The 25,357-nt window shown below is 62.8% G+C and carries 25 protein-coding genes and 1 riboswitch; of the genes, 20 read left to right on the top strand and 5 right to left on the bottom strand.

What is annotated here, in order from left to right; translation table 11 throughout:
- Positions 1-12 precede the first annotated feature (12 nt).
- Both ACK8CP_RS08160 and ACK8CP_RS08155 read right to left on the bottom strand, forming a co-directional pair.
- Positions 13-1,266 (bottom strand): extracellular solute-binding protein, encoded by a 1,254-nt coding sequence (locus ACK8CP_RS08160; RefSeq protein WP_414834217.1) that lies wholly within the window; start codon positions 1,264-1,266, stop codon positions 13-15.
- A 275-nt stretch (positions 1,267-1,541) separates the two neighbouring features.
- Positions 1,542-2,723 (bottom strand): ROK family transcriptional regulator, encoded by a 1,182-nt coding sequence (locus ACK8CP_RS08155; RefSeq protein ID WP_414833930.1) that lies wholly within the window; start codon positions 2,721-2,723, stop codon positions 1,542-1,544.
- 153 nt (positions 2,724-2,876) lie between these two features.
- Here ACK8CP_RS08155 and ACK8CP_RS08150 point away from each other — a divergent pair, with 153 nt between their 5' ends.
- The 5 genes from ACK8CP_RS08150 (at position 2,877) to ACK8CP_RS08130 (ending at position 8,872) form a co-directional block, all read left to right on the top strand.
- Complete coding sequence (locus ACK8CP_RS08150; RefSeq protein WP_414833929.1) at positions 2,877-3,920, top strand: SIS domain-containing protein; 1,044 nt, start codon at positions 2,877-2,879, stop codon at positions 3,918-3,920.
- On the top strand, positions 3,917-4,891 hold the full coding sequence (locus ACK8CP_RS08145; RefSeq protein ID WP_414833928.1) for an ROK family protein: 975 nt from the start codon (positions 3,917-3,919) through the stop codon (positions 4,889-4,891). Before ACK8CP_RS08150 ends, ACK8CP_RS08145 begins: the two co-directional genes overlap by 4 nt.
- A gap of 14 nt (positions 4,892-4,905) precedes the next feature.
- On the top strand, positions 4,906-5,994 hold the full coding sequence (locus tag ACK8CP_RS08140) for an ABC transporter ATP-binding protein (protein WP_414833927.1): 1,089 nt from the start codon (positions 4,906-4,908) through the stop codon (positions 5,992-5,994).
- Between the two features lie 433 nt (positions 5,995-6,427).
- Positions 6,428-6,640: riboswitch (cobalamin riboswitch) on the top strand.
- Positions 6,641-6,759: 119 nt separating this feature from the next.
- Positions 6,760-8,010: a PocR ligand-binding domain-containing protein gene (locus ACK8CP_RS08135; protein ID WP_092814174.1), complete on the top strand. Its 1,251-nt coding sequence runs from the start codon at positions 6,760-6,762 to the stop codon at positions 8,008-8,010.
- Positions 8,003-8,872, top strand: coding sequence for a response regulator (locus tag ACK8CP_RS08130; protein WP_234627532.1), 870 nt, complete (start codon positions 8,003-8,005; stop codon positions 8,870-8,872). The genes ACK8CP_RS08135 and ACK8CP_RS08130 overlap by 8 nt, the downstream gene beginning before the upstream one ends.
- 12 nt (positions 8,873-8,884) lie before the next feature.
- Here ACK8CP_RS08130 and eutJ read toward each other — a convergent pair whose 3' ends face one another.
- From eutJ to ACK8CP_RS08115, 3 genes are all read right to left on the bottom strand, one after another.
- Complete coding sequence (gene eutJ / locus ACK8CP_RS08125) at positions 8,885-9,733, bottom strand: ethanolamine utilization protein EutJ (RefSeq protein WP_414833926.1); 849 nt, start codon at positions 9,731-9,733, stop codon at positions 8,885-8,887.
- 10 nt (positions 9,734-9,743) lie between these two features.
- The gene (locus ACK8CP_RS08120; RefSeq protein WP_414833925.1) at positions 9,744-10,952 is read right to left on the bottom strand and encodes an acetate/propionate family kinase; all 1,209 of its coding nucleotides are present in this window, start codon (positions 10,950-10,952) and stop codon (positions 9,744-9,746) included.
- Between the two features lie 98 nt (positions 10,953-11,050).
- The gene (locus ACK8CP_RS08115; RefSeq protein WP_414833924.1) at positions 11,051-12,172 is read right to left on the bottom strand and encodes a zinc-binding dehydrogenase; all 1,122 of its coding nucleotides are present in this window, start codon (positions 12,170-12,172) and stop codon (positions 11,051-11,053) included.
- Between the two features lie 415 nt (positions 12,173-12,587).
- On the opposite strand from ACK8CP_RS08115, the gene eutS reads away from it, so the two are divergent.
- The 15 genes from eutS to ACK8CP_RS08040 all read left to right on the top strand — a co-directional run bounded on the left by eutS (position 12,588) and on the right by ACK8CP_RS08040 (position 25,249).
- On the top strand, positions 12,588-12,950 hold the full coding sequence (gene eutS / locus ACK8CP_RS08110) for an ethanolamine utilization microcompartment protein EutS (RefSeq protein ID WP_234627536.1): 363 nt from the start codon (positions 12,588-12,590) through the stop codon (positions 12,948-12,950).
- A gap of 17 nt (positions 12,951-12,967) precedes the next feature.
- The gene (locus tag ACK8CP_RS08105; RefSeq protein WP_128293630.1) at positions 12,968-13,459 is read left to right on the top strand and encodes a EutP/PduV family microcompartment system protein; all 492 of its coding nucleotides are present in this window, start codon (positions 12,968-12,970) and stop codon (positions 13,457-13,459) included.
- 6 nt (positions 13,460-13,465) lie between these two features.
- On the top strand, positions 13,466-13,765 hold the full coding sequence (gene eutM, locus ACK8CP_RS08100) for an ethanolamine utilization microcompartment protein EutM (protein WP_234627537.1): 300 nt from the start codon (positions 13,466-13,468) through the stop codon (positions 13,763-13,765).
- Positions 13,766-13,799: 34 nt separating this feature from the next.
- A complete protein-coding gene (gene pduB, locus ACK8CP_RS08095; protein WP_092814152.1) occupies positions 13,800-14,597 on the top strand; it encodes a propanediol utilization microcompartment protein PduB in 798 nt (265 codons plus the stop codon).
- Positions 14,598-14,628: 31 nt separating this feature from the next.
- On the top strand, positions 14,629-16,296 hold the full coding sequence (locus ACK8CP_RS08090) for a propanediol/glycerol family dehydratase large subunit (RefSeq protein WP_414833923.1): 1,668 nt from the start codon (positions 14,629-14,631) through the stop codon (positions 16,294-16,296).
- Between the two features lie 24 nt (positions 16,297-16,320).
- Positions 16,321-17,001, top strand: a complete 681-nt coding sequence (locus ACK8CP_RS08085) for a propanediol/glycerol family dehydratase medium subunit (protein ID WP_414833922.1) — start codon at positions 16,321-16,323, stop codon at positions 16,999-17,001.
- A 19-nt stretch (positions 17,002-17,020) separates the two neighbouring features.
- Positions 17,021-17,536: a diol dehydratase small subunit gene (locus ACK8CP_RS08080; RefSeq protein ID WP_414833921.1), complete on the top strand. Its 516-nt coding sequence runs from the start codon at positions 17,021-17,023 to the stop codon at positions 17,534-17,536.
- Positions 17,537-17,665: 129 nt separating this feature from the next.
- Complete coding sequence (locus ACK8CP_RS08075; protein ID WP_234627540.1) at positions 17,666-19,504, top strand: diol dehydratase reactivase subunit alpha; 1,839 nt, start codon at positions 17,666-17,668, stop codon at positions 19,502-19,504.
- A 3-nt stretch (positions 19,505-19,507) separates the two neighbouring features.
- Entirely contained in the window at positions 19,508-20,170 is a 663-nt protein-coding gene (locus ACK8CP_RS08070; protein WP_414833920.1) for a glycerol dehydratase reactivase beta/small subunit family protein, read from the top strand.
- Positions 20,161-20,853 (top strand): BMC domain-containing protein, encoded by a 693-nt coding sequence (locus ACK8CP_RS08065; protein WP_414833919.1) that lies wholly within the window; start codon positions 20,161-20,163, stop codon positions 20,851-20,853. Before ACK8CP_RS08070 ends, ACK8CP_RS08065 begins: the two co-directional genes overlap by 10 nt.
- A 79-nt stretch (positions 20,854-20,932) precedes the next feature.
- Positions 20,933-21,715, top strand: coding sequence for a PduL/EutD family phosphate acyltransferase (locus ACK8CP_RS08060; RefSeq protein WP_234627543.1), 783 nt, complete (start codon positions 20,933-20,935; stop codon positions 21,713-21,715).
- A gap of 21 nt (positions 21,716-21,736) precedes the next feature.
- Positions 21,737-22,552: a flavoprotein gene (locus ACK8CP_RS08055; RefSeq protein ID WP_414833918.1), complete on the top strand. Its 816-nt coding sequence runs from the start codon at positions 21,737-21,739 to the stop codon at positions 22,550-22,552.
- A 19-nt stretch (positions 22,553-22,571) separates the two neighbouring features.
- A complete protein-coding gene (locus ACK8CP_RS08050) occupies positions 22,572-22,820 on the top strand; it encodes a EutN/CcmL family microcompartment protein (RefSeq protein WP_234627545.1) in 249 nt (82 codons plus the stop codon).
- The gene (locus ACK8CP_RS08045; protein WP_414833917.1) at positions 22,817-23,797 is read left to right on the top strand and encodes a cob(I)yrinic acid a,c-diamide adenosyltransferase; all 981 of its coding nucleotides are present in this window, start codon (positions 22,817-22,819) and stop codon (positions 23,795-23,797) included. The genes ACK8CP_RS08050 and ACK8CP_RS08045 overlap by 4 nt, the downstream gene beginning before the upstream one ends.
- A gap of 27 nt (positions 23,798-23,824) precedes the next feature.
- Positions 23,825-25,249, top strand: a complete 1,425-nt coding sequence (locus ACK8CP_RS08040) for an aldehyde dehydrogenase family protein (protein WP_414833916.1) — start codon at positions 23,825-23,827, stop codon at positions 25,247-25,249.
- Positions 25,250-25,357 lie beyond the last annotated feature (108 nt).

Here is a 25,357-nt window from a genome sequence, read left to right as displayed (position 1 = left end):
CGAAGGAAGGCCTTACTGATCGGTCAGGGATTTAAGCTGATCGGCGGCCGAGCCGAGGGCGTCTTCCGGGGAGGAGGCTCCGAGAAGGGCTTCCTGGATCGACACCTGCAGGATGTTCGACGCTTCCTGGTAGTTCGGCAGGGTCGGACGGGCGATCATCGCGGTGAAGGCGTTGCTTGCAGCCTTCATGAGATCCTCGCGGCCAGAGATGACCTCGGAATTCTCGAAAGAAGCCTTCCAGATCGGCAGGCTGCGCTCTGCGTGGCTGTTCTGCATCTCCGGCGAGGACATGTGCTGGACATACTTCCAGGCGATGTCGGCGTTGTCGGTGTTGGCGGTGACGCCGAGACCCATGGAGCCGTTCACGCCGGACGCTTCGGTGCGGTCTTTGACACCGAGCGGTGCCATGACGCCGACCTTGCCGCTGATGTCGGATTCCTTCGGATCGTTGGCGAGGTTGTACATATAAGGCCAGTTGAGGGCGAACGCGGCCTGGCCGCTCGAGAACACCCGGCGCACATCCTCTTCGAGGTATTCCGTCGAGTTCGGATTGGTGATGCCGTCGTCGAGCGTGGAGACCATGAACTTCAACGCTTCGAGGCCCCCATCCTCCTGGAAGACCGGAGCGCCGTCCTTGTCGAGGAACTTGCCGTCGAAGGCGTCGAGAAGCACGGTGTAGTCGCAGATCACGGCTTCCGCCTGCGCCCAGCTCCACACGATCGGGTATTCGACGATACCCTGCTCCTTCATCGCCTTGGCCTGCTCGACGAGCTCGCTCCAGGTCTGCGGAGCGTGATCGAAGCCGGCCTTCTCGACCATTTCCTTGTTGTAGAAGAAGAGCTTGGAGCTGTTCGTCCACGGCATGCCGTAATAGTGGCCGTTATATTCTACGGTCGTCCAGGCCCCGGGGAAAATCTCGTCTTTGACCTCGGCGGAGATGTTGTCCGTCTCATCGGCGAGGATGCCGCGCTTGGCATATTCCGCGGTCCAGATCACGTCGAAGAGGACGACGTCGTAACCCTGGCTGGAACTGCTGGCGAGGAGGGTCTTGTCGCGCAGGCCTTCGTAGGGGACGAACTCGAGATTGACTTTGACGTCGGGGTTCGCCTTCTCAAAGGCCTCTGTCATGCTGCGGACATCGGCCTCGTTGTAGGAAGCCTGCGACATGTAGAGAGCATTGATGGTCGTCTCCGCCGAGGCGGGGCCGGCCATGCCCAGGCCGAGCGATGATGCGACCAAGGCGGTGGCCGCACTGAGGCGTAAGATGTTCATGCACTTGGACTCCATTTCAGTTGCGGACAGTTCCAGCGACATCGAAACCGCAAGGATTAATAATTCAAATTGTTTTGCTAAATAGATCAAGGGCAAAATTGTCTGTCAACGGGCGCTAGCCTGGCCGGTCGCCCTTATTGCACTGCAAAAACCTGCCGATACGGCTTGAGTGGGCGCGCCTTGTGGGCGAGGGAGCGCGCCCTTTCGAGAGAGGTGCGAGCGCCTGTTCCGAGCTGCGGAAAGATCGGCACAGCGCCCCACTTCGGCGCTCAAAGCGCTCCGAAAAGGCCGGCTCCTGCGGCATTCTCCAGCTCTGGCCCGTCTTCCTTCGCAAGCGGATGCAGAAGGCGCGACATCGGCAGAGCTGCAGCTCCTGCCGCCGGCGTATCGAAGCGGACTTCGCCCTTGATGAGCCGCGCGCCTCGGGTCCCTGGATCCGCCGCGGAGCTCGGCAACAGTGGAAAAGTCTTCTCGACGAGGGCGGTCAGGATCGGGTCGGGAAGCAAGCCACCCACGACGATACCGCTCGGGTCGAAGAGATTCTCAAGCCCGTTGACAGCGATGCGCAGATAGTAGGCGGCGTCGTCGAGCCACTTTGCGAGCGCGTTATTGCCCGTCTGAAAGGCTTTCAGGAGCAGGTCGGGGCTTGCGCCCTGCCATTCGTTCTCTGTTTGAAGGATCGCCTCGTAGGCGCTGTGCAGCGAGACGTAGCGCTCCAGACAGCCCCGATTGCCGCAGGCGCAGGGCTTGCCGCCGGGATTGACGATGAGATGGCCGAGTTCCGCCGCTCTTTGCCGCACGCCGGTAAAGGGGCGTCCATCGATGACGATGCCGCCACCGAGGCCGAGGCCGAAATAGATGTAAATGAAGGTCGGATGGGTCTGGCCGAAGCCGTAGAGGCTTTCGCCGATCGCCGCGGCTGTCGCGTCGTTGTCCACAAAAACCGGCAGGTTGAGACGTTCGGAAAGCTCCTGGGCGAGCGGAAAATCGAGCCAACCTTCCATCGTGAGGGGGCCGCGCGATGCGAAGGTGCCGCTCTCGAAAAAGCCCGGCATCACCGCGCCGAGCCCGAGAAGGCGCCGCCGGATTTCGTCGTTTCCGTTGACCAGGCCATCGACGGCCCGCTCCACGAGAGGCAAGACCTCGCCCGGATTTTGGCGGGCGATCGGAAGCGCGGTGCGTGCAACGATGTGGCCCAGAACGTCGACGAGCAGGCCGACCAGTTGGTTCTGATCGAGGTGGATGCCGATCGTGTAGGCGCCTTCCTCGTCGACCACATATTCGGTGGCGGGCTGGCCCTTGCGGCCGAGGCGACGCCCGGTCTCCTTGATGAGGCCGAGTGCGATCAATTCCCCGGCGATGTTGGACGCGGTCTGCGAGGTGAGGCCCGTCATCCGGGCGATTTCTGAGCGCGACAGCGGGCCGTGTTTCAAAACCGCTTCAAACGCCACGCGGCGATTGCGTCTTCTCGCATGTTCGAGGTTTGTGCCCTGAAGCGACATCGCACTCCGTCTCTGTAAATGGTTGAGTTTTCCAAAACGTTTTGATTAATAGGGACCCATCACGTCAATCAACTTCCTCGATACGGACCCTCAGGCTGCGTTATGACCATGAAAATCAGTGACTTTATCGCCCAACAACCGGCGATGGTCGAGAAAGTCCTGTCCGACTTGCCGTCACAGATCGAAGCGGCGCTCCCGGAATCGGAGCCTGAACGCGTCATTTTGGTCGGCACCGGCAGTTCGATGAATGCGCTCCTTGCCGCCTCCGACAGCTTTTCCGGCCTCCCTGCCGAGCTTGCGTTGCGCAGCCCGCTGACCTTCCTGGCCGAGACTGGCGAGCGCCGGGTCGCCAAGAGCCTTGCCATCGTCTTGTCCCAGTCGGGCAACAGCAGCGATACGATCGCAGCGACGAAACAGGCCCGCAAAGAGGGCATGGATGTCATCGTGGTGACGGCCGGACGAGAGGCGCCGCTTGCCGCCTGTGATGTGAAGCTCGTCTGGCTTCCGGTCGAGGACGAGACCGTCGGGCCGAAGACCAAAGGCTACACGGCGAGCGTTCTGGCGCTTCGCTTGATCGGCATGGCGCTGAGCGGCAAGACGATGCCGACAGCGGCGCGTGGTTTCGTCGAGGGTTATGCACAGCTGATCGAGACGGCGCGCATCTGGTCGACCAACATGGCGCCGAAGCTCGCCGGTGCCGATGTGATCGCAGTGCTGGGGCAGGGACGGCATTACGGTTCTGCACTGGAGGGATCGTTGAAAGTGGCGGAAATGGCCGGCATTCCCTCCTTTGGCCTCGAAACCGAGGAGGCGAGCCACGGCCGTCTGCACGGCCTCACCAAGAAGAGCGTGACGATTGCGCTTGCTTCGAATGCGCACGAACTCGATCTGGCACGCCGTGTCGTGGCAGCGATGGCGCATTACGGCCTGACCGGCTTCATCTTCGATCTCACCGGCAAGGAGCCGGAGGGGATCGTCTGGCCGGCGTCGGAAGAGCCGACGCAAGGTCTCGATACCTTGAGCGCCGTCGTGCCGTTTCAGTGGCTCGCAGTCGATCTTGCCGCGGAACGCGGTCTCGTGCCGGAGGATATGCCTTATCCGGGCATGACGAAGCGGCTCGGCATCAAGGTCGGAGAGGCCGTTTGACGCCCGAATTCCTTTTTGCGGTCGATGTCGGCGGATCCTCGGTGAAGCTTGGCATCGTCGACGGCAACGGCGTCGTCGTCGCCAAGAGCGCACTTCCCTTTCGTTCGCTGGCAAGCTTCGAAGCCCTCGTGGAGGGGGCGGCCGAAAGCCTCGATGCCTTGGCGCGTACGGTCTCAGCTGCGCCCGAAGCGATCGGGATCGCAGCGCCGGGCTATGCCGATCCCGCCACCGGCCTGCCGCTCGACGGCACCGGAAATGTTCCGCTTCTTAAGGGCGGCTCGCTTGCGGCTGAGCTCGCCAGACGTCTGAACGTGCCCGCGGCAACGGACAACGACGCGATCTCTGCCACGCTCGGCGAATTGGAGTTCGGTGTCGGCAGGCGCGTTTCGAGCTTTGCCCTCATCACGGTGGGCACCGGTATTGGCGGCGCCCTCGTCATCGATCGGCGTATCGTGCGCGGCCGTGATGGCAAGCCGCCGGAATTCGGTGCCATGGTTTTGGAGCCGGGTCATCCGTATCAACGCTATGGTCTTCACGGTACGTTTGAGGATCTCGCCGGTGGCAAGGCCGTCATCGCCGCCTATGCCGCGGAGACCGGAGAAGCGGCCGAAGATCTCAACATGAGCCTTTTACGCGAACGCGCTCTGGCCGGTGATGCACGAGCCGACGCGGCGTTCGAGACGATGGGGCGCTACATCGCCCAGGCATTCGGGACGATGATCAATCTCACCGCCATCGAGCTTTGCGTCGTCGGCGGGGGCATTTCGCTCGCCGGAGGCTTTCTGCTGGACCGTATCCGTCGCCACCTTCGGGCAAACACCTGGCCGTATCTGTTTGATGATGCCCGGATCTTGGCGACCGAGCATGGTAACGATTCCGGCCTCATCGGAGCTGCGGCCATGGTGCGCCGCCGTCTCAATCCTGTGGCGGGCGAGAACGTCCCCGTCATCAAACCATCGGCATTCGGTTGAACGAGGTGACCGCCATGGCCCGAGAGCTGCAAGTTGAACTTCGAGGCGTGCGTAAGAAGTTCGGGGCCGCGGAGGTGATCCGCGGTGTCGACCTTGGTGTCGAGCCCGGAGAATTCGTCGTCTTCGTCGGACCGTCTGGATGCGGGAAGTCGACGCTCCTGCGCTTGATTGCGGGGCTGGAGGAGATCACCTCCGGCGACCTTTTGATCGAGGGACGTTCGGTGAAGGATTTGTCGCCTGCCAAGCGTGGCATCTCGATGGTGTTCCAGTCCTACGCGCTCTATCCGCATCTGACCGTGGAAGAGAATATGGGCTTCGGCCTGAAGCAGGCGAAGGTCGAGAAGTCGGAGATCAAGCGGCAGGTCGCGGAAGCGGCGGAAATGTTGCGCCTGTCGGAGCTTCTCCAGCGCAAGCCGCGGCAATTGTCCGGCGGACAACGCCAGCGCGTCGCCATCGGTCGTGCGATCGTGCGCGATCCGAAGGTCTTCCTGTTCGACGAGCCTTTGTCCAACCTCGACGCAGCTCTGCGCGCCCAGATGCGCATCGAGATCGCGCGCCTGCATCGCGACATGGACGCCACGATGATCTACGTCACGCACGATCAGACCGAGGCGATGACGCTGGCCGACCGCATCGTGGTGTTGAACGAGGGGCTCATCGAGCAGGTGGGCACGCCGCTCGAACTCTATGGCAAGCCGAAGACCCGTTTCGTGGCGAGCTTCATCGGCAGCCCGCAGATGAACTTCCTGCCGGTGCGCGTCGCCGGAGCGTCGGAGGGAGGCCCTTGCCTCAAGCTCCCGAACGGGGTCGAAATGGCTTTTCCGGAAGCGCCGGCGGCGGCGATCGATCGGGAGGATGTCGTGCTCGGCATCCGCCCGCATGAGATCAAGTTCAGCCGCGAGAAAACCGAAGGTATTGCGGCCGAGATCGTCGTCGTCGAGACTTTCGGCAACCACACGCTTCTCTATGCCAATATCGGCGAGGATGATCTCGTGACCGTCGAGACGGCTGGGATCAGCGATGTGACGACGGGCGAGCGCGTTTGGCTGAGTTTCGATCCCGCCCATTGCCATTTCTTCGACGGGGATGGTCAGGCTCTATAGTTCGGGCCGAGGCTTTGACGGCATCGGCCACCCCCGTGCTCGAAGGGGTGGCCCGGAGGAGGCGACCCCGAGGAGGTTGCTGGACGGCACACGGGCAGTCCGCCTCTGTTGCAGAAATCCTGTACTGAAAGGCGCTATCCGTCTCGCGGGGTGGTGCCGCTGAGGCCAGGCGAAGAGGGTGTCGAGGCCCGGCAACGTGCGGCATTATGGCCGGATCGGGGCGCGAGCGCCTGTAGAAATCGTCATACATCGAAGTATTATTCTCCAATTCCGATGTAAATATTACGAATATTGGAGCTTCGAATGGCCGTTTTATGGCAGATAGCAACCTGCGCGCGCTAAAAATAAACCGAAGATAGAATTTTCTCCTATTGCCGGTGGGTAACGAAAGCGTTAGCGGCCCTGCCGACTTGACATAAGCCGCCGTTGGCGCCAGTAAAAGCCTGTTACCGGTTTCCGAGCGTGAGAGCGCGAGGATGAAAAGGGAATACGGTGAGGCGTACCCAAAAGGGGCCGAAACCGTAGCTGCCCCCGCAACTGTGAGCGGAGAGCAGGGCTGGGAGTGCCACTGGCGCGTGAGCGCTGGGAAGGTAGCCCTTGCTTGGTGCCGCGAGCCAGGAGACCTGCCGGTGATGTGCGTCGGGCTGTGTGGGCTGTCGGCGTACAACGAGGGATGTCGGGGTCTGCATCCAGCGACGAAAATCACGGCGGGCAGCGCTTGCGCTTGCTTGTCATCTTTCGGCGTTGGGCAGGTCGGTCATCCTGATGGAAGAGCATTTCCCAACTCATAAGTGGCGGATCCAGGACTTCGTCGACGTTCCGACGTTGCAGCGGATCCAGGACACTTTTGCCAAGGCCATGGATATGGCCGCGGTGACGGTTGATCGCGACGGGGTGCCCGTCACCAAAGCGAGCAATTTCCAGCCTGTGTGTCGTTTGATGCGCTCCACCCCCGAAGGGTTGCGGCGTTGTCATGCATGCGATGCCTGCGGGGGGCTCGCCGCCTACCGCTCAGGCCGGCCGGCGACTTATGTCTGCCATGCCGGGCTCGTCGACGTCGCCGCGCCGATCATCATCGAGGATGAATATCTCGGCTGCCTCTTGTGCGGCCAGGTGATGCTCGAAGACGAGCGCGAGCGCACGATCAGCAACGTGCTCGACCGAAACCATTCTCTCGGCATTGCTCCGGCAGAGCTTGAGGAAGCCGTCTATGCCATGCCGGCGGCCGATCGAGATCGCCTCGATTCCGCCGTCGAGATGCTGATGCTGGCGGCGAGCCACATCATCGAGATTGGCAAGACGAACCTGATCCAGGCGCGCCTCCTCAAAGAGGTGAAAGCCAAAGCCGCCACGGAAAAGGCGCTGCAGGATGCCCAGTTGCGGGCGTTGCAGGCGCGCGTCAATCCGCATTTCCTGTTCAATTCGTTGACGCTCATTGGCTACACGGCCTTCGAGGAGAAGGCGGTGAAGACCGAGGAAGTCGCTTACATGCTGAGCGACATCCTCCGCTACAGCCTGCGCAATCTCGCCACTTCGGTGCCGCTCAGCGAAGAATTCGACATGATCGAACGCTGCTTGCGCCTCCACCAGCTTCGCTTCGGCGACCACCTGAGCATCGAAGTCGATCTCGACGAAAGCCTGCGCAATTGGCCGGTCCCGTGCATGGTTCTGCAGCCGCTTGCCGAGAATGCCATCGTGCACGGGGTGGAAGCGCTCTCGCGGCCGGTTCGCGTGCGCGTCTCGGCGCGGAGGGTGGACGATCGCGGCTTGATCGAGGTCTATGACAACGGCGCGGGGATGAGCGAGGCTCAGGTCGCCGCGCTCAACAACGATCGTTGTGTCCTGCAGCAGGCGGAGCGCAGCCGCGCGGCTCTCGGACTGCAAAGTGTCATCACCCGGCTCGACAGCGAGTACGGCAACGACTTCGATCTCAAAGTAACAAGCAGATTGAATGAGGGAACCCGAATTGAGCTTTCCTGGCCACTCGGCGACTATGCGCAGCTTGAAAATGCTTGAGCTCGCACGCACTGAGCGTTTTGCGTCCATGTTTCAAGGCGCTTTTCAGCAGGAGTCCTCGGTTCGGCCCGGCCTCCTGGTGGCCGACGACACGCCCATCATTCGCTCGACGGTCAGCCGCGTCGTGGCGGCTGAGGCGCTCGACTTCGCCAATGTCTGGGAGGCCAAGAACGGCTCCGAGGCGGTGGAGCTGGCGCGGCGCGAGCGGCCAGAACTCATTCTGATCGACATCAAGATGCCCGGCGTGGACGGGTTGGAAGCGGCCGCGATCATCAAGGCCGAGCTGCCGCGCACCCGGCTCATCTTCCTCACGGCTTATGATGAATTTGCCTATGTGCAACGCGCTCTCAAGATCGGTGCGCTCGACTATCTTTTGAAGCCGATCCGTCCGGCGAAGCTTGGCGAATTGTTGCGGAAGCTCCACGGTGAGATTTGCACGGAACTGAGTGCATCCTCGTCCGCCGCCGATGCGGAGATCGCGCGGGACGTGACGTCGGCTGCCACGCCCTGTGCGCCGGAGAGAGATCCGGTCAAGCGTGCGATCGCCTTCATTTCCGAAAACTATGCCGATGAAAACATGTCGCTCTCGGCTGTCGCCAACGTCGCGCATCTCAGCCCGTCGCACCTTGCGCACCGTTTTCGCGAATGTGTCGGCATCAGCTACAAGCAGTTTCTCACCGAGAAGCGCATCGAGGCGGCCAAAGATCTGCTCTTGACGACCGACACGACCAACGAAGCGGTCGCCGAGCAGGTCGGCTATGCCAACGTCACCAATTTCTATCGCCTGTTCCAGCGCGAGACGGGGATGACGCCGGCGCAGTTCCGCCGAAGCGAGAAGGAGCCGGCGTCCGACGCGCAGTGATCGCGGGGCCGCCTATTTTTGAAGCGGCGCGCTTTTTTTGTCTTCGCGATCATGCATGGCGATGCCAATCGGCGTCACGAACATCGGGTGAGACGGCAGCTTCGTCGGGATTCCGGTCATCTCGGCCACGATGTCGGCCATGCCGGGCATCCCGCTCGTGCCGCCCACCAGATGGATGGTCTTGACGTCGTAAGGGGCGATGTGGCGGGCAACGATGCTGCCGACCTTCTGCATCACCGGTCTGACCAGCGGATAGAGTGAACGGGCCCTTTTCGGGTCTTTCTTGATGTCCTCCGCTTCCTCGAAGGAAACGCCGAGAGCGCCTGAGATCACCAGCGTGAACTGGGTCCCGCCGGTCGCCTCGTCGGCGGTGTAGACGACTTCGCCATCCTTGAAGATCGCAACGCCCGTCGTGCCGCCGCCGACGTCGACCACCGCCCCGTCCTTGATCTGCAGGAGGGCATTGGCCGCTGTCGGCTCATCGACGAAATGCTCGCATTCGAGCCCCGCACCGATGACGACATTCTGCGTTGCCTTCACCTCCGCCGGCGCAACGCCGGGAGGGTAGGAGGTCGCCGCACTCTCGAGCGCGAAGCCGAGATCCGCCTCCACCTCAGCCTTCATGCGTGAAAGGATCTGCATGGCGCCGATGAAATCCACCACGAGGCCGTCCCGCACGATCTGCGCGAACTGATACCGCCCGGCGAGAGGCTGTCCGTCCTCGTCGAGGACGACGAGAACGGTGTAGGCCGTGCCGAGATCGACCCCGACATGGACGCGGCCCTTGTACCCCTGTCGGGCCGGCGTCTTGTTGAAGACGCTGACCGCACGGGCGAGGATGTCATCGGCGTGGCTGTTCATCGTTTCTGCCTCACGCGGCTTCCGCTCGGGTCTTTTCGGTCAGGCGGAGTGTGTCGATGGCGATCATCTTTTCCTCGTCGGTCGGGACGACCATTGCCGCCGTCCTGGAATCGCGGGTGCTGATCCGCCCGTCGTCGCCCGGCGCCTCGTTGGCGTCGCTATCGATGGCAATGCCGAGAAAGCCGAGCTTCTCGCAGATTCGCGCCCGCATCGAGGGGCTGTTCTCGCCGATGCCTGCGGTGAAGACCAGCGCATCGAGCCCGCCCAAGGCGGCCGCATAGGATCCGATATATTTCCGCGTCATGTAGGCGAACATCTCGAGCGCGAGCTCGCAACGGTCGCAGCCACCCTCGGCGCGTTCCTCCACTTCCCGCATATCGTTGCTGATGCCCGAGACGCCGAGGAGGCCGCTCCTTTTGTAGAGCATGGCCTCGATATCGCCGAGGCTCATGCCGAGTTGCTTGTTGAGATAGAAAATCAGCCCCGGATCGACGTCGCCGGAGCGTGTGCCCATCATCACGCCGGAAAACGTGGCGAAACCGATGCTCGTATCGATCGAGCGTCCGTTCTCGATCGCGTCGATCGTGACGCCGTTGCCGAGATGGCAGATGACCATTTTGAGCTCATCCACCGGTTTGCCGAGCATGTCCGCCGCCTTCTGATTGACGAAGCGGCACGACGTTCCGTGGAAGCCGTAGCGACGAATCCGGTGCTCGCTATAGAGCTCGTAGGGCAGGGCGTAGACATGCGCATATTCGGGCATGGTCTGGTGGAAGGCGGTGTCGAAGACGACGACCTGCGGTACGTCCGGCAGCAACTTGCGCGCCTCCACGATGCCGACGAGATTCGGCGGGTTGTGAAGCGGGGCGAGTGGGACACACTCTTCCAGCTTGGCGATGACTTCGTCATTGATCACCGACGATTTGACGAAGGTGTCGGCGCCGTGAACCGCGCGGTGGCCGACCGCCGTGACCTCGCTGATGTCGTCGATGACCCCGACCTCAGGATCGAGCAGGAGGTCGATCATGGCCGTGAAGGCCGTGTGATGGTCGGGCACGGGCATCACGCGGACATGTTTCGATCCGTGAGCGGTATATTCGATCCGTGAGCCCTCTTCGCCGATCCTGCTGACGAGACCTTTGGCGGTGACGACCGCAAGATCGGTCGTGTAGAGCTGGTATTTCAGCGTCGAGCTGCCGCAATTGATAACCAAAATCACCGGTGAACACTCCGCAAGCATGGCCGCACTGCCTCTGCGAGGCGTGGGGCGCCGGTTTTCGTTGAGCCGTGCCGCATCGCGGCCGTTGGCGAGGGATGTCAGAGGCTGGCCAGGACGCGCCCCACGATCTGGCGAATGAATTCGTTGTCGTTGGAAACGTCGCTGCCAGCTTTCTTGGCCGCATCGGTGGAGAGGACGACCTTGATTGCCTGCTCCTCGGCCGCGTTCTTGAAGATCTCGTAGGCGTCGAGGATCTCGTTGATGTGGAAGTGGTGAGAGACGAGGCTCGTCGGGTCGAGCCTCCCCGCCTGGACCATCTTCAAAAGGACCGGCACCGTGCTGTTGTCGACGACGCCCATGCGCAGCGTGATGTTGCGCGTCCAAAGCGTTTCGGCGTGCAGTTCGGTGCTCTTGTGGAAGATGCCGATATTGGCCATGCGGCCGCCTGCGGCGAGGATCTCCTGCGCCAGCTGGAAGGTCGTCGGATTGCCGATCACCTCGATGACCGCGTCCGCGCCGCGCCCTTCGGTGAGCGCCATAACCTTCTCGCGCGCCTTGCCGTCCTTGTTGTTGATGATGTCCGTGGCGCCGATTTCGAGAGCCTTGGCCAGGCGATTGTCGTCCAGGTCGATGGCGATGATCCGGGCCGGCGAGTAGAATTCCGCGGCGAGGATGGTCGCCAGTCCGACGGGGCCCGCACCGATGACGACGAGCGCGTCGCCGAGGCCCACCTCCGCGCGTTTGACACCGACTTCGAGGCCGGTCGGCAGAATGTCGGCCAGCATCAAAGCGGCTTCTTCGTCGACCCCGTCCGGAATGCGAAAGAGGCTCGAATCGGCAAGCGGGATGCGCGCGTATTCGGCCTGCACACCGTCGATCGTGTTGCCGAGCAGCCAGCCGCCGCGTTCGCAGCTCGAGTGAAGCCCCCTGCGGCAAGGCTCGCAACGCCCGCAGGACGTGTTGCAGGGAATGATGACGTGATCGCCGACCTTGAGGTCCTGAACAGCGGCCCCGACCTCGGTGATGTAGCCGGTGGCCTCATGGCCAATCGTGCGGCCAGGCTGAACGGTGGGCACGCCGCCGCGCAGAATCGCAAGGTCGGTGCCGCAAAGCGTCGTCTTGCTGATCCGGACAACGACGTCCGCCGGGTGCTCGATCTTCGGGAGGGGTTTGTCTTCCCAGGAGATCTTTCCAGAGCCGTAATAGACTAAAGCTTTCACAGTAGACGCTCCAGATGGGCCCATTTGTTCGCGGCTCGGCGCAGGTTCCACGGATCGCGCCGCGCATTGTCCGGCCTATAACAAAACCGGCAGCTATCTCTGGTTGTATTGCTGGGGCAGAAAATATCATCGGCCATTGCTGGCGTAATCGGCACCCTCACGCACAACACAACTGGCGGCCGCAAACCCTTATGAATGCGACAGAACCGGCTTTCTTAGCTGGTACTTTCTTATGGGGCGGGAGAGGGCGCGGCAATGCAATTAGTCGCTATGGTTGTGCACTTTTCGGCTGAGTTCGTACACGATCGAACGGAACAAAAGCCGATTTGTGGAGTGCATCCGCCGGTCCGTGCATTGAAGGCGTGACCCCCGCCGTCTAAAACCGCGACTGTCTTAAAAGGAAGAACAACTAAGCATGTCGCGGACGCAGTTCGACCAGGAAGAAGTATCGACACGTATTATTCAAGAATACGTGCCTGGCCGACAGGTAACGATTGCTCATATTATCGCAAATCCGGACGCCGCTTTGTGTCAAAGGGTCGGCCTGGAGGATGCGGAAGCGGTCGGAATCCTAACCGTGACGCCGGGCGAGGGCACGATCATAGCGGGCGATCTGGCGATGAAGGCGGCTGATATCAGCATCGGTTTCCTGGACCGCTTCAGTGGCACGCTGGTGGTGTGCGGCAGTCTGGACAGCGTCGAGGTCGCCGTCGAGGCGGCCAATCGTGGGCTCCAAAGTGTCCTCGGCTTCTTCCCGGCCAAGGTCACACGGACATGAGGCGGGGCGGAGTAGCAATGGCTGCAGCGGAAACTCCCTCCGAGCGTCGCTTCATGGTGCTCGGCTCCGTCGGTTTCGGCAAGACGACCCTGCTGCGCGCTCTTGAGGGTGCGGGCGAGGCTGCGCGCAAGACCCAGATGGTCGACTACGCCGGCTGGGGCATCGACACCCCCGGGGAATATTCCGAGATGGGGATGTTCCGGAACCATCTGATCACGACGGCGAACGACGCGGCCGTGCTCCTGGTGATCCAGGATGCGACGCGGGCGCGCTCCAGCTTTCCGCCTGGGTTCTTCCTGATGTTTTCCCAGACCGTCATCGGCCTGGTCACAAAGATTGATCGTCCCGACGCCGACATCGCTCATGCCTCACGGCTGCTTCGCGATGCCGGGGTGCGTGGGGACATCTACCCCGTCTCTGCGGTTGAAGGCACCGGCATTGAGGAATTGCGCCAACGTCTTCTTGCCCTGGGACTGGTTCACCACAGCGCTTCTAACACAGAGGAGTGAAGCAACATGGCAAATACACCGGGTGAAGCCCTTGGCCTGCTGGAGACGAAGGGTCTTGTCGCGATGGTCGAGGCGGCCGACGCGATGGTCAAAGCGGCCAACGTCACGCTGATTGGCACGGAGAAGATCGGCTCTGGTCTCGTGACCGTCATGGTCCGTGGCGATGTCGGCGCCGTGAAGGCCGCCACCGATGCCGGTGCCGCTGCGGCCCAGCGCGTCGGTGAGGTGGTTTCGGTCCACGTCATTCCGCGGCCGCACATGGATACGGAAAAGCTGCTGCCGAAGCTTCCGGGCGCCGCCAGCTGATCTGTACGCACTAGTCATTAAAGGATGACACGCCATGGACGATAAACTCCTCGACCAGATGGTGCAGCAGGTGATGCAGAAGATCGGCGGCAACGCCGGTGCTGCTCCGGCTGCTCCGGCTGCGTCGCAGCCCGCCACCAAGCATCCCGGCCTGACGGAATTCGTCGGGACTGCGGTGGGCGATTCGATCGGCATCGTGATCGCCAATCTCGATCCGAAGCTGCACGAAATGCTGGGCTACGATCCGAAGTACCGCTCGATCGGCATCCTGAGCTCACGCACGGGCGCCGGCCCCCACATCCTCGCCGTCGACGAGGCCGTGAAGGCCACCAACACCGAAGTCATCTCGATCGAGCTTGCTCGCGACACGAAGGGTGGGGCGGGCCACGGCTCCCTGATCATCCTCGGCGCCGAAGAGGTGTCTGATGCCCGTCGTGGCATCGAGGTTGCCCTTAAGGATCTGCAGCGCACGTTCGGCGACGTCTATGCGAATGACGCCGGCCACATCGAGCTGCAGTACACGGCACGTGCCAGCTACGCCTGCAATAAGGCCTTCGGTGCCCCGATCGGGCGCGCGTTCGGTCTTTGCGTCGGTGCTCCCGCCGGTATCGGTGTCGAGATGGTCGATGCCGCTGTGAAGTCGGCAGACGTCGATCTTCTGGGCATTTCTTCGCCGGCCAAGGGCACGTCTTTCTCGAACGAGGTCATCGGCTTCTTCAGCGGTGATGCCGGCGCGGTCCGCCAGGCGGTCGTCACGGCGCGCGAGATCGGCGTGAAGCTCCTCGGAACGCTTGGCTCGGAGCCGAAGACGGACGGAACTCCGTACATCTGATCGAGAGCCAGCCTTAGCGAGGAATAAAAGTATGGCCAAAAGGCATAAAAGATTTGAGGCTCTGGAGAAGCGGCCCGTCAACCAAGACGGGTATGTGACGGAATGGCCCGAAGTCGGCATGATTGCCATGGGCAGCCCGAACGATCCGAAGCCGAGCATCAAAATCAAGGACGGTGTGATCGTCGAGATGGACGGTCGCACGCGTGACGAGTTCGACTTCAACGAGCTCTTCATCGCCAAATATGGCATCAACACCAAGGTCGCCGAAGAGATGATGGCGATGTCGGCTGTTGATATCGCCAGGATGATCGTCGACATCAACGTGCCGCGCGAGAAGGTCGTTCGCGTCTTCTCGGGTCTCACGCCTGCCAAGATCGCAGCGGTGATCGACGAGCTCAACGTCGTCGAGATGATGATGGGTGTGCAGAAAATGCGTGCCCGCCGCACCCCGGCGAACCAGGCTCACGTGACCAACACCCAGGACAATCCCGTCCTGATGGCGGCCGACGCGGCCGAGGCGACCTGCTACGGCTTCGCCGAGATCGAGACGACCGTTGCGGTGTTCAACTATGGCCCGTTCAACGCGCTTGCGCTTCTGATCGGTGGCCAGGTCGGCCGTCCGGGCGTCCTCTGGCAGGACTCTCTGGAGGAATCGATCGAGCTCGAGCTCGGCATGCGCGGTCTGACCGCCTATGCGGAAACGGTCTCGGTCTACGGCACGGAGCGGGTGTTCATCGACGGCGACGACACGCCGTGGTCGAAGGGCTTCCTGGCCTCTGCCTACGCCTCACGCGGCATCAAGATGCGCTTCACCTCCGGTACCGGTTCGGAAGTGCAGATGGGTTACGCCGAAGGCAAGTCGATGCTGTACTTGGAGATCAAGTGCATCATGCTGACCAAGGCGGCCGGCGTGCAGGGCCTGCAGAACGGCTCCATCTCGTGCATCGGCGTTCCGGCCGGCGTCCCGGGTGGTATCCGTGCTGTCCTCGGTGAGAACCTCGTCACGGCGTGCCTCGACCTCGAGAACGCGTCGGGCAACGACCAGACCTTCTCGCATTCCGACATGCGTCGGACGGCCCGCCTGCTGATGCAGTTCCTTCCGGGAACCGACTTCATCACCTCTGGCTATTCGGCCACGCCGAACAAGGACAACATGTTCGCCGGTTCCAATGTCGACATCGACGACATTGACGATTGGCTGATCATTCAGCGCGACCTCAAGGTCGATGCTGGTCTCGTCCCGAGTTCGGAAGAGAAGATCGTGGAAGTCCGCAACAAGGCCGCCCGCGCCATGCAGGCTGTCTTCACGGAACTCGGTCTGCCGGCGATCACCGACGAGGAAGTCGAAGCCGCGACCTACGCCCATTCGAGCGACGACATGCCGCCGCGCGATAAGGTGCGGGACACCAAGGCTGCGCAGGACATCCTGAAGCGGGGCATCACCGGTCTCGATGTGATCAAGGCTCTTGCCAAGCAAGGCTTTGCGGATGTGGCGAACTCCGTTCTGTCCATCCAGAAGCAGCGCGTGGCGGGCGACTACCTGCACACTTCGACGATCTTCGACACCGACTTCAACCCGATCGCTGCCGTCAATGACCTGAACGATTACCAGGGCCCTGGCACTGGATATCGGGCCGAAGGCGAGCGCTGGAAACAGTTGCAGACGATCCGTCAGGCCATTCGGCCTGAAGATCTCTAAGCCGCGGTCAGGAGATAGACAGAAATGGCACAGATCACAGAAGCAGCTGTCCGTGACGCGGTTCGGGAAGTCCTGGCCCAGATGCAGCTGGCGGAAGACAAGAGTGCGAAAAGCACTCCGGTTTCCGCCTTTGCACCGGTCGACAACTCCGCCGCCAAGATGACACTGCGTGAGGTCGGCTCTGCCAAGCAGGGTACGGAGCCGAACGAAGTCGTCGTGGCTCTTGCCCCGGCCTTCGGCGACAAGCTGAAGGAACAGACGATCACTGGCATCCCCCACGCCAAGGTGTTGCGCGAAATTCTCGCCGGCATCGAGGAAGAGGGCTGCAAGGGACGCGTCATCCGGGTCAAGCACACCTCCGACGTCGCTTTCGCCGGCAATGTCGGTGCGAAGCTCGCCGGTTCGGGCATCGCCATCGGCATCCAGTCGCGGGGCACTTCGGTCATCCACCAGCGAGACCTGTTCCCGCTCCAGAACCTGGAGCTGTTCCCGCAGGCGCCGGTGCTCGACCTTGAAACCTACCGCTCAATCGGCCGCAACGCTGCGCGCTACGCGAAGGGCGAGACGCCCGATCCCGTGCGCCAGAAGAACGACCAGATGGCCCGGCCGAAATACCAGGCCATCGCAGCGGTCCTCCACATCCGTGAAACCAGCTTCGTCGATCGCAATGCGAAGCCGGTCGATCTGGAAGTGAAGTTCAGCTGAGCGGACAGGGAGAAAAACAATGTCACAGCAAGACCTGATCAACTCCATTGTTCGCGAAGTGCTCGCGGAGCTGGGCAACGGCGGTTCCGCCGCTGCCCCCAGCAAAGCATCGGCAAGCGGAAAGCTCGACCACACGAAGGACTATCCGCTCGCCAAGCATCGCCCCGAGCTGGTCAAGACGCCAGGCGGCAAGTCGCTCGAGGACATCACTCTTGAGGATGTGCTCAACGGCAAGATCGGCCCGAACGACATCCGCATCACGGCTGATACTCTGGAATACCAGGCTCAGATTGGTGAGAGCGTCGGTCGCCCGCAGTTTGCGGCGAACCTTCGGCGCGCTGCCGAGATGACCCGGGTTCCCGACGACCGGATCCTGCAGATGTACAACGCTCTGCGTCCGAACCGTTCGACGAAAGCCGAACTGCTGGCGATCGCGGACGAGTTGGAAAGCAAGTTCAACGCAAACATTTGCGCGGACTTCGTTCGTGAGGCGGCCGACGTTTACGAGCGTCGCGACGTCCTCCGTAAGGACTGACGAAAACGGACCGACCAAACTCCTGCACGTTGCTCCCCCTTGGAGTTTGGTTCTCTGCGAAACGGCGGGTGTACCCCCAATTGGCCCGCCGTTTCGCACCTTCCTCAAAGCAAACCTATTGGAAGAAAAATGAAGGTCGCGGGCGTCGATATCGGAAACTCGACCACGGAAGTTGCCCTCGCCGAATTGGGCGCACCAGGTGGAGTGCCGAATTTCCTGGCCTCCAGCCGCATGCCGACGACGGGCATCAAAGGCACCCTGGCGAACGTGCCGGGTGTGGTGCGGGCGCTCGAGACGGCTGTGCAGCAGGCTGGGCTCGCTCTGGGCGACATCGACCTCGTTCTTCTGAATGAAGCGACCCCGGTGATCGGCGATATCGCCATGGAAACGATCACCGAGACGATCATCACCGAATCCTCGATGATCGGTCACAATCCGAATTCTCCCGGCGGGCTCGGCATCGGTGTCGGCGTCACGCACGACATCAGTGAGCTTGAGACAGCCCCGAAAGACGAGGCGATCATCGCCGTCGTCCCGAAGACCTACGATTTCACCCGCGCCGCACAGATGCTGGCGGCGGCCCTCGAGCGCGGCGTCGACGTGACGGCTGCGATCGTGCAGGGCGACGACGGCGTTCTGATCGCCAACCGCCTTCCGAAGAAGTTGCCGATCGTCGATGAGGTGAAGCTCATCGATCAGGTGCCGCTCGGCATGCTCGCGGCTGTCGAAGTGGCCGATCATGGCCAGGCGATCCAGCAGCTCAGCAATCCGTACGGCATTGCGACGCTCTTCAAGCTGACGCCGCAAGAAACGACGATGATCATTCCGATCGCCAAGGCCCTCATCGGCCTGCGCTCGGCCGTGGTCATCCGCACCCCCGCCGGCGACGTTCAGACGCGGCACATCCCGGCCGGCTCTCTGAAGCTGATCGGCGAGCGGCGCACGGTCGACGCGCCGATGGATTCCGGCGCTGACGCGATCATGGATGCGCTCGCCCAGGCCTTTCCGCTCAAGGATGTGGAAGGCGAATCCGGCACCAATGTCGGCGGCATGGTGGCGCGTGTGCGCCAGACCATGAGCAACATGACGAAGAAGCCGGCGTCGGAGGTGCATATCCGCGACGTGCTGGCGGTCGATTGCCTCGTGCCGCAGCGGGTTTCGGGTGGCCTCGCCCAGGAATTCTCGATGGAGAATGCCGTTGGGCTTGCGGCCATGGTCAACACTGACAAGCTTCTGATGGAGCAGCTTGCCGAAGGTCTGCACAAAGAGCTCGGCATCCAGGTGCAGCTCGGTGGTGTCGAGGCGAATATGGCGATCCTCGGCACGCTCACCACGCCGGGTCTCGACACGCCTTTGGCGATCCTCGACCTCGGTGCCGGCTCGACCGACGCCGCCATCCTCGAAAAGGATCGTGACGTGCGCTCGGTCCATCTTGCCGGCGCCGGCGATATGGTGACGCTCCTCATCCAGCGTGAGCTCGATCTGCCGGGAGGCAACGAGACGGATGTCGCCGAGCAGATCAAGCGCTTCCCGCTGGTGCGTGTGGAAAGTCTGTTCCACGTCCGCCACGAGGACAACACCGTGCGCTTCTTCGAGGAGCCGCTCGATCCGAAGCTCTTCGGCCGTGTCGCCCTGATCACCCCGGACGGGCTCTCGCCGATCCCGACGCACCACACGCTGGACCGCATCCGCGAGGTGCGCCGCGAGGCCAAACGCCGCGTCTTCGTGCGCAATGCCATGCGGGCACTCTCCGCGGTCGCGCCGGCCGGCAACATCCGTGAGATCCAGTTCGTCGCCGTCGTTGGCGGTTCGGGGCTCGACTTCGAAGTCGCTCGGATGCTGACCGATCAGCTCGCCCATTACGGCACGGTGATCGGCACCGCCAATATCCGCGGCGCTCTCGGCCCGGTGAATGCCGTGGCGACCGGCCTCGTCCTCAGCCATGCGCGGCGTCAGGGAGCGGTCTGAGCTATGGCCGAGAAGTCCGAACGTCCCACCATCAACGTCGCGGTCGTCCGCGGAGCAACGCCGTCGCTTTACGAATGGGTGTTGATCGGCGCTGAGGAAGAAGGCGTCCCGACCAAGCTGGCCGAGGCGGCTGCCGGTGATGTCGTGGATGCGGCGTATGCGGCCGCGATCAGTTCGCGGATCGATATCGGTGTCGCGATCGGCACTGACGCGATCGTTCTGCACGAACGGCACATGCCTCCGCAAAAGCCGGTGCTGACGATCCCGTATGAAGGCAAAGCCGAAGCCGTGTGTCGCCGGGCCGGCGCCAATGCCGCCCGCATGGTGGCGCGCCTTCCGCTGCTTTTCGAAGACGCGGTCGAGGATGTCGACGAGCGCGTTCGGCCGGCCTCCGAACGACGCGCCGCAGCACAATCGGCTGCATCCGTTCCGGCTAAGACTGCCGCCGCCCTTCGGGACGGCAACGGCGGGGGCGTCCCGACACAAAGCCAGGCGCGCGCCGAAGGCGGTGCCGGGCGCAACTGCACAAATCAACAAGCGGCTGAGACAGCAAGACGGCCGGCCGGCGAGGCCTCCCCCGAGCTTGCTCTGAGCGAGGCCGACATACGCAAGATCGTCAAGATCGTCGTGGCGATCATCAAAGAACGAGGAACACAATGGCGCTGAAGGCTCTGGGATTGATCGAGGCCATTGGCCTGCCGACTGCGATCGCAGCGGCGGACGCGGCGGTGAAATCCGCCAATGTCGTGCTGCTCGGCTCCGAGACCGCGAAAGGCGGTGGACGTATCACCATCAAGCTCGCTGGAGACGTCGGTGCGATCCGCGCCGCGGTGGCGGCGGGAACGGCCGCTGGTGCCAAGGTCGGGCGGATCGATGGTCAGCTGATCATTCCGCGCCCGCACGACACGCTCGAAAGCCTGATCCTGCAGGCCGGCGGCAAGCCGAAGTCGGAGGCGCCAAGCGAGGCTGCTTCTGCGACGCCGGCGGCAGAGCCCGCGGCCTCTGAAGCTGCGCCGGAAGAGGCGAGCTCCGAAGCCGCCGGTTCCGAGGACAGCGCCGATGGCGAAAGCGACGCCGAAGACGACCAACCCAAGGCTTCGGAGGTGACCGCGCCGGTTGCTGAAGAAGCCCCCGAGGTCGAGACGTCCGCCGCAGCCGATGCAGCCCCGCAAGAGGAAGCCCCGTCCGAGGCAGCGGCCGATAGCAACGATGAAGCGTCCGACGAAGCAGGTGATGAAGACGCTGATGACACCTCGGATGGCGAGACGGGCGAGACGAATGCGACCGGTGAGCACGCGGCCTCAAATGGCCGGCCCCGCAAGGGACGGCGCTCCAGAAGAAAATACTGACGGTCGGTGAAGACCGGGTCGCCGACGATTGGAACGGACGAAGAAGACCGCGCCGAAGGCGCGACTGAGGAGTAACTCGATGGAAATCACCGCCGAAACGATCGAAGGGGTCACCAAAGAAGTGGTCCGGCGTCTTTCGCAAGCGGGAGCGGGCGCGGCTAAGACGACGGCGAGTGCACCACCGGCTGCGGCCAAGACCGAGGTGGCGCCGCCCAAGCCTGAGGCTGCCCAGAGCGAAGTGCCGACGAAGCCGGTCATTCGCAACGGCAATCTGGAACTGCCGGTCTACACCGGCGTCTCCGTCCGCCACATCCATCTCTGCGACGAACACGTGAAGGTGCTCTTCGGTGAAGGCTACGACCTGCAGGTCTACAACGAGCTTTATCAGAAGGGCTATTTCGCCGCGAAAGAGCAGCTGATCGTCGTCGGTCCGAAGCGGGCGATCGAAAAGGTTCGCGTTCTCGGCCCGACCCGGGCGTTCTCGCAGGTCGAACTGGCGCAGACGGATGCCACCAACATCGGCCTGAAGCTGCCGGTGCGCACCGAAGGCAGCGAAGAGGGCACGCAGCCCGTCACCCTCGTCGGGCCGCGGGGCACCGTGCGCTTGCCGGGCGGCAAGGGCGGCGGTGCCTTCCAGGCGCGGCGCCACATTCACCTCAGCGATGATGTTGCCCGCGAACTTCGCGTCAAGGCCGGTGACCTTCTCGATCTGCGGGTCGACGGTCCGAAGCCCACGACGCTGCACGGCATCTTTGTGCGCGTGAAGGCGGGCTGGCGCACCGAACTGCACGTCGACACGGACGAGGCGAATGCGGCCGGCATCCGGACCGGCCAGATGTGCACGCTCATCATTCCGCGCTGAGGAGGCTGAAGGGAGAGGGCGATGGACGAGGCAATCGTCGACATGGTCGTCGCCAGGGTGATGGCGCAGCTCGAGGGCGAGACGCTCGACACCTCGCCGCGGCGCGTCGTCATGCTGCTGAGCGGGGCTGCGAGTGGCTTTTACGCCGCGCGCGAAGGCATCCGCCGCCTGAGCGCCTCCAAGCACGAGCTCAAAGTGCTGATGACGCCGGGTGCGCAGCATGTCCTGACCGAAGATCTGGTTCGCCAGGAGGGCGCAAAGACGATCCTCCCGTACGATCCCTGGCTCGACGTGCCGGAGCTCATCAAGGAGTGCGACCTGCTCCTCGTGCCGTGCCTGACGATGAACCTTGCCGGTCGTCTTGCCCTCGGACTCATGGATTCCCCGGCAACGACGCTCTTTCTGGGGGGCCTGCTTGCGGGCAAGCCGGTCATTGCCATTCGCAACGGTGCCGATCCTGCCGACAAGCGCGGCGAGGTCATGGGGTCAAAGCCGGACGGTTCGCCCGTTCTCTGGTCGCTTCTGCAGGAATACCTCGCGCGGCTCGCCGCCTTCGGCGCGGAGATGGTCGACAAGCAAGATTTCTTGATGCGGATGGAGCGCCACCTCGTGACGTCGCGCCACGTGACGGAGGCGCCTGCCGTTGTTCCGCAGCATTCGGCCACGATCGCCGCTGGGGTATCGAACGCGGTGACGCCAACCTCGAAATTTGTGACCGCCAATGAGCTTCTGGGCCTTGCGCCTGGTTCTTCAATCAGCCTCGCGCCGGGGCAGGCTTTGACGGCCCAGGCCCGCGATGCTGTCGAGCGCCTGCATCTCAAGCTCGTTGCCGCGTGACAGTGAAAGGACGACTGAAATGCAACTTGCAACCGTAATCGGAACTGTCGTCGCCACGCGCAAGGACGATGCGCTCGTTGGCTACAAGCTCCTCGTCCTGGAACTCTCGGACGGCTCCCGGATCGTCGCGATCGATCTCGTCGGCGCTGGCGGCAGCGACACGGTTCTCTACGTCACTGGCGGCGCTGCGCGCGTCAAGCTGGATAAACCAAGCCCCGTCGACGCGGCCGTCGTCGGCATCGTCGACACGGTGGATGTGCGGTCATGAGCGTCTACACAAAAGGCGGAGACAAGGGCGAAACCTCGCTTCTCGGCGGCCTGCGTGTCTCCAAGGACAGCCTGCGGGTGGAAGTCTACGGGACCCTCGATGAGGCCACCTCGGCGATGGGCCTCGGGCGCGCCGCCTGTGAAGATGACGAGCTGCGCAGCGACCTCCATTGCCTGCAGCGCGAGCTGATCGACGTGATGGCAGAGGTCGCCTCCGGCTTTGACCCCGACAAGCCGCGCAAAGGCAAAGTGTACCGCGTCGAGCCGCACCAGGTGGAACATCTGGAGAAACTGATCGACGCCTACCAGGAAGAGCGTGTCCCCCAGAAGGGCTTCGTGACGCCTGGCGGCACACAGGCGGCGGCAGCCCTCGACATGGCCCGCACCTTCGTGCGCCGCGGCGAGCGCCGTCTCATCGCCCTCGGCCGGGAAGAAGAGATCAATCCGGTTCTCTTCAAATATTTCAATCGCTTATCTGACTATCTTTATATGGCGGCGCGCATCGACGAGCAGCGTGCGGTCGTTCGCGAAGTCACCAAGCAGATGAAGAAAGCCAAGGCCGAACCTGAGGAGGGGACGATGACGGAACTCTGCCTGTCAGATTGCGATCGCCTGGTGGAAGCCGGCATTGCCCGCGCGGACGCCATTTCCGTGCCGATGGTGCTGGTCGTCGTCGACGCGGCCGGCGATCTGATCGAGCTGCGCCGCATGAAGGGCTCGCTGGGCGTGAGCCTGAAGCTTGCGCCGCACAAAGCCTATACGGCCGCTGCCGTGCGCTCGCCGACCCATGAGATCGCGAAACTATCGCAACCCGGCGGTCCGCTGTTCGGCATCGACAGCAACATTCCGAACTTCACGCTGGTTGGCGGAGGGCTGCCTCTCGAGCGTGGCGGCCGCGTCGTCGGTGCGGTGGGCGTGAGTGGTGGATCCGTCGAGGAAGATATCGATGTGGCCCGCGCGATGGTCGCGGCGCTGTGAGAATTCTGTGAAAGGAAAAGACACGCTATGGCTGTAGAAGACAACACAATCAGCGAGATCGTTCGCCGGGTTCTCGGTGAGATGGGTGGACGGCCGGATGCTGACAGCTCCGCTTTCCGGCCGCAGCCGGTCACGACCGGGCAACGTGGCGTCTTTGCGAATGCGGACGATGCCATCCTTGCCGTCGAGCGTGCCAATGCGGAATACCGTCGCGTCAGCCTTGCCAAGCGCAAGGCGATCGTCGACGCGTTGCGGGAAGTGACGATCGAACATGCGCAGGAACTGGCTCAGATGGCCGTTTCCGAAAGCCGCATGGGCCGCGTCGAAGACAAGGTGAAGAAGCACCTGGCGGTGGCTGAAAAGACCCCGGGTGTGGAAGGTCTGCCGACCAACGCCATGGTCGGTGATTTCGGCCTGTCGACGGAGGAGCCGGCACCCTTCGGCACGATCCTCGCCGTCACGCCGACGACCAACCCGACGGCGACGCTGCTCAACAATGCCATCAGCATGCTTGGCGCCGGCAATACGGTGTATTTTGCGCCGCATCCGCGTGCCCTGAAGACCTCGCTGCACTGCATCGACCTCATCAACGAGGCCGTGGAGAAGGCGGGCGGCCCAGCCAACACCTGCGTGACGACGAGCGCCGTCGATCTCAAGGTGGTTCAGGGCCTGATGCGTCATCCGAAGATTGCGATCTTGTGCATCACGGGTGGCACCGGCGTCGTGAGTGAAGCGATGACGAGCGGCAAGCGCGTGATCGGCGCCGCTGCGGGCAACCCTCCGGTCGTGGTCGACAACAGCGCCGATCCGGCGAAGGCCGCCCGCGAAATCATCGCCGGTCATTCCTTCGACAACAACCTGCCGTGCATCGCCGAGAAGGAAGTCATCGCGACCTCCGGCATTGCCGATAACCTCATGGCAGCCTTCGGCCGTTGCGACAACGCCGTCGTTCTCGGTGCAGACCGTCTGCCGGAGCTCGAGCGCATCGTGCTCAATGAAAAGCGGACGGGTGGTGCGCCGAAGATGATCGGCCAGAACGCCAACGTCATCCTCCGCGAGCTCGGCATTGATGCGGGTGACGACATCCGCGCCATCATCGTGGAGACCGACCGGAAGCATCCGTTCGTGGTCCACGAGCTGATGATCCCGGTTCTCGGCGTCGTGCGCGTCGGCAACTTCAAGGAAGCGGTGGATGTCGCCGTGGAGCTCGAGGGCGGCAACCGTCACTCGGCCATCATCCATTCCTCCGACGTCTATCACATGAGCGAGTTCGGCAGGGCGATCAACACGACGATCTACGTCAAGAACGCTCCCTCCTATGCCGGTATCGGTATCGGCGGCGAGGGTCATACGGGCTTCACCATCGCTGGGCGGACCGGCGAGGGCATTGCGACCGTGCGCACCTTCACGCGTGTTCGCCGCTGTGCGCTCGTTGGGGCGTTCTCGCTCTAGACAAGACTGCGAAAATGCATGCGAGAACGGCATCGTATTCGCCCGCTGAAGGGCTTCGCGACCGGGGCTGGGGCACAAAGGCGCCCGGTCGCTGAACCGTCTTGCAAC

The sequence above is a fragment of the Afifella sp. YEN Y35 genome (assembly GCF_047553465.1).
Lineage (GTDB): Bacteria > Pseudomonadota > Alphaproteobacteria > Rhizobiales > Afifellaceae > Afifella > Afifella aestuarii.
The sequence above is the reverse complement of the archived record's forward strand: the minus strand, read 5'-3'. Positions and strand labels throughout refer to the sequence as shown.